Origin of the sequence: Spirulina sp. CCY15215, assembly GCF_016888125.1 — a bacterium.
Taxonomy (GTDB): Bacteria; Cyanobacteriota; Cyanobacteriia; order Cyanobacteriales; family Spirulinaceae; genus CCY15215.
The window spans coordinates 1-3,516 of record NZ_JACSWA010000379.1 but is presented as its reverse complement, the minus strand read 5'-3'; the positions used below and the strand labels follow the sequence as shown (position 1 = coordinate 3,516).

At 41.4% G+C, this 3,516-nt stretch carries 2 protein-coding genes; one reads left to right on the top strand and one right to left on the bottom strand.

Translation table 11 applies throughout. From position 1 onward, the window contains the following. Positions 1-133: 133 nt before the first annotated feature. Positions 134-1,906 (top strand): NAD-binding protein, encoded by a 1,773-nt coding sequence (locus tag JUI58_RS10605; protein ID WP_204103755.1) that lies wholly within the window; start codon positions 134-136, stop codon positions 1,904-1,906. A 151-nt stretch (positions 1,907-2,057) separates the two neighbouring features. Here the strand turns inward: JUI58_RS10605 and acsF are convergent, their stop codons facing one another. Beyond that, positions 2,058-3,134, bottom strand: coding sequence for a magnesium-protoporphyrin IX monomethyl ester (oxidative) cyclase (acsF, locus tag JUI58_RS10600; protein ID WP_204103754.1), 1,077 nt, complete (start codon positions 3,132-3,134; stop codon positions 2,058-2,060). Between the last annotated feature and the right edge of the window lie 382 nt (positions 3,135-3,516).

The window sequence follows — 3,516 nt, the reverse complement described above, 5'->3', positions numbered from 1 at the left end:
GTTGTTTAGTTAGATACAGTAATTGTCCTGTTAAAAGTGCAATACAAAAGCACCCTAATTAAACAACTCCAAGGCGATAACGAGACTAATATAAAGCCGTCCTATCAGGACGGGGTTTCTACCCATTTTTCTGATGAAACCCAAAATCATTGTTTGCGGCCTCGGTCAAACCGGTTATCGTATTTTTAGTCTGCTTCGACAGCAGGGTGCAGAGGTTATTGGTATTAGCGATCGCCCCATTCCAGGAGAACGTAGCGATCGCATTATCATTGGCGATCCGCGATTGACTGCAACTCTGATTGCGGCGGGAATTCGAGATGCACATACTTTAGTTCTGGCTAGTAGTGATGACGCGCTCAATTTAGAAAGCCTCACCCGCGCCCGCACTATTAATCCTAAAGTTCGCATTATTAATCGCATTTTCAATCATACTTTAGGGGAACATTTAGACCAAACTTTAACAGATCATGTGAGTCTCAGTTCTGCTAAACTTGCTGCGCCCATTTTTGCCTTTGCAGCTTTAGGAAATAAGGCGATCGGACAGTTAAAACTCTTCAATCAAACTTGGCCGATCCGCGAAGAAATTATTGATTCCGAACATCCTTGGTTGGGTCACAAGTTAAGCGAACTTTGGGAAAGTCGTTCGCGAATGTTAATTTATTACCTACCCGCAATGGGAGAATCGAATTTAATTGCGGCAATTTTAGAGGGTCAATTATTGCAAGTTGGCGATCGCATTATTGTCGGGACTCAACCGTTAGTGCGCTCATCTCAACGTTCTAAATTACATTCTAAAGCGCGATCGCTTCTCAAAACTTTTGCCAATTTACGAAAGTTTAAAGATTACGGTCGTCCGGTAGCTTTAGTTTCTCTGGCTTTATTAACAACTATTTTTTTAGCGACGCTGACTTATATTAGTGTTAACTTTAATATTTCTATCGCCGATGCAATTTATTTTTCTGTCGGCATGATTACAGGAGCCGGAGGGAAGGAAGAAGTCGCAGAAACAGCATCAGATACTATCAAAATCTTTACAGCAATTATGATGATTGTTGGGGCGGGAGTCATTGGTATTTGTTACGCTTTAATTAATGATTTTATCCTGGGTAGTCGCTTGCGACAATTTTGGGCTGTGACTCAAGTTCCCTCGCGAAATCATTATATTATTTGTGGTTTGGGTGGCGTAGGAATGCGAATTGCTCAACAATTAATCAGTCAAGGATATGATGTTGTTGCGATCGAAAGCGATCCCAACAATCGCTTTTTACATTCAGCAAAATCCCTTGGTATTCCTGTCATTATGGAAGAGGCAAATCTTGCCAGTACGCTCAAATCTGCCAATGTGGAAAAAGCGGCAGCACTATTAACAGTGACGAGTAATGACATGATCAATGTTGAAATTGCTTTATGTGCCAAAGCCTTACAACCTAAATTATCTGTTGTCGTCCGCAATCACGATCCACAATTTTCTTATTCTGTTCAACAAGTTTTTGAGTTTGAAACTGTTCTTTGTCCGATTGAATTAGCAACTCCTTCTTTTGCGGCGGCGGCATTGGGGGGGCGCATTTTAGGCAATGGTATGACTGACGATTTATTATGGATTGCTTTAGCGACATTAATTACTCCCAGTCATCCTTTCTATGGCAAAACAGTTAAAGAAGCCTCTCAAAATGCTGATTTTGTGCCGTTATATGTTGAATCCCAAGGCAGAAGCATTCACGGTTGGTTATTATTAGAAACTTCCTTAAAATCAAATGATGTTCTTTATTTAACAATGCCAGCAACGGAATTGGAACAATTATGGCGGGTTAATTCCTCTAAGATGGCTTCAATGGGATCGGAAACCCAAACATTTTATAGCAAGGAGAATAATTCACAATCCTTGGTAAATACCCAAACCAATTAAGATAATTCCGGTGGCAAATTCCAGGCGATCGCTACTAAATTGCACCTCACCATCCTTTTTGTACTTGAGTATTTATACTTGAAGAAAGAGCAAAAAAAGAGGGTGAATTAACTTCACCCTGCAAAAATCTAGGAAATGAGGAAGACTTGTTTTAGCGTACTGTGCCTTCTAATTGAGTCACTTCAATTGGTTTCATCAAGAACAGTTTTAAGAACTGTACGCCATTAGAAAGATAATGAGGCACTTTTTGCAAGAATTTAATCGGTGCAAAAGTATTGGAATTGGCAATTTCCGTTAGCTTCTCGTTGGTTTTAATGCAGGTTTCCAAAGACTCGTAAAAGGTAGGATTTTCTACATCAATCACGATGGGGAAAACTCGTCCTGCGGTATCATTGGTCTTATCGATCACGTACTTGTCGTATTCCCGCGCATCCAAGCCGATCGCGGCATAAAAGTCAGATCGTTGAACATCATTGAGGTACATGGTGGCGAAGACTGAAAGCAGGAAGAAACGACACCATAATTTCGCTTTCCAATCATTGAGGATATCCGGTTGCGCCCGCATAATGGCATCGAAGAAGTCTCCGTGACGATTTTCGTCTTGACACCAGTTTTCAAAGAAGCGGAAAATCGGATAAATGCGATCTTCAGGATGCTGCTCTAAGTGACGGTAAATTGTGATGTAGCGCCAATAACCAATTTTCTCGGAGAGATAAGTAGCGTAGAAAATAAACTTAGGTTGGAAGAAGGTATATTTACGACTCTTTGTGAGAAATCCTAAGTCAAGAGAGAGATTAAAATCGCTCATGGCTTTGTTTAAAAAGCCTGCATGACGCGCTTCATCTCGAGACATGAGGTTAAAGCATTCTGCTAAGACGGGGTTTTTTCCTTTTAAGCGCCGTCCTAATTCTTTGTAAAGTAAGAAACCGGAAAATTCTGCGGTACAAGAACGCTCTAAAAACTCGACAAATACGCGACGTTTATCGCCAGTAATACTATCCCAAGATTGGTCGAATTCTTCATCCCGGACAAAGTGAGTTTTATTATAATCGGCGCGGAATTCTTCGAGAATAGCGCGAAGTTCGTCTTCGTTGACGGAAATATCCATCTTCGCCACCGCTTCAAAGTCGGTGGTATAGAAGCGAGGGGTTAAAATAGTTTCTTTGGAAGGGACTTTGACCCCCGGACGAATCTCGGCAAATGCTGGTTTTTCGGCGGTACTGACCATAATTTTCGTTAGAGTTTTCGTTTTAGCGGTTTTTATGAACGGCGATCGCTTTCGCGGTTAGTAGGAATGAGAAAACCACCGTTTGAAGTTGCTCTCTAGTTTACAACGTCTTAAGAGTTACAACAGGTTTGTAATATTGTGTAACAATTTCAGCAGAATGGGGAATGCGATCGCGATAGCTTGTAGTTCTGTCTGAATGGCAAAGTATTTCGCTAAGATAGAACAATGAAAAGTAGTTTAGTTGGGCGTGCTAGTGAGGTTGTCAGGAACCTCAGCCTAAAGGCTTGAGGCTTGAAAGAGAAATCTGACAAGCCATTCTGACCAGACTAAGTACCCCGCGTACTACGTTATTTGGGTCACGACACCTTGGAATGCGAAGCTA

Bases quoted from the DNA above. Each gene is read 5' to 3' on its own strand.
- acsF (WP_204103754.1), bottom strand. From the start codon at position 3,134: ATGGTCAGTACCGCCGAAAAACCAGCATTTGCCGAGATTCGTCCGGGG.
- JUI58_RS10605 (WP_204103755.1), top strand. From the start codon at position 134: ATGAAACCCAAAATCATTGTTTGCGGCCTCGGTCAAACCGGTTATCGT.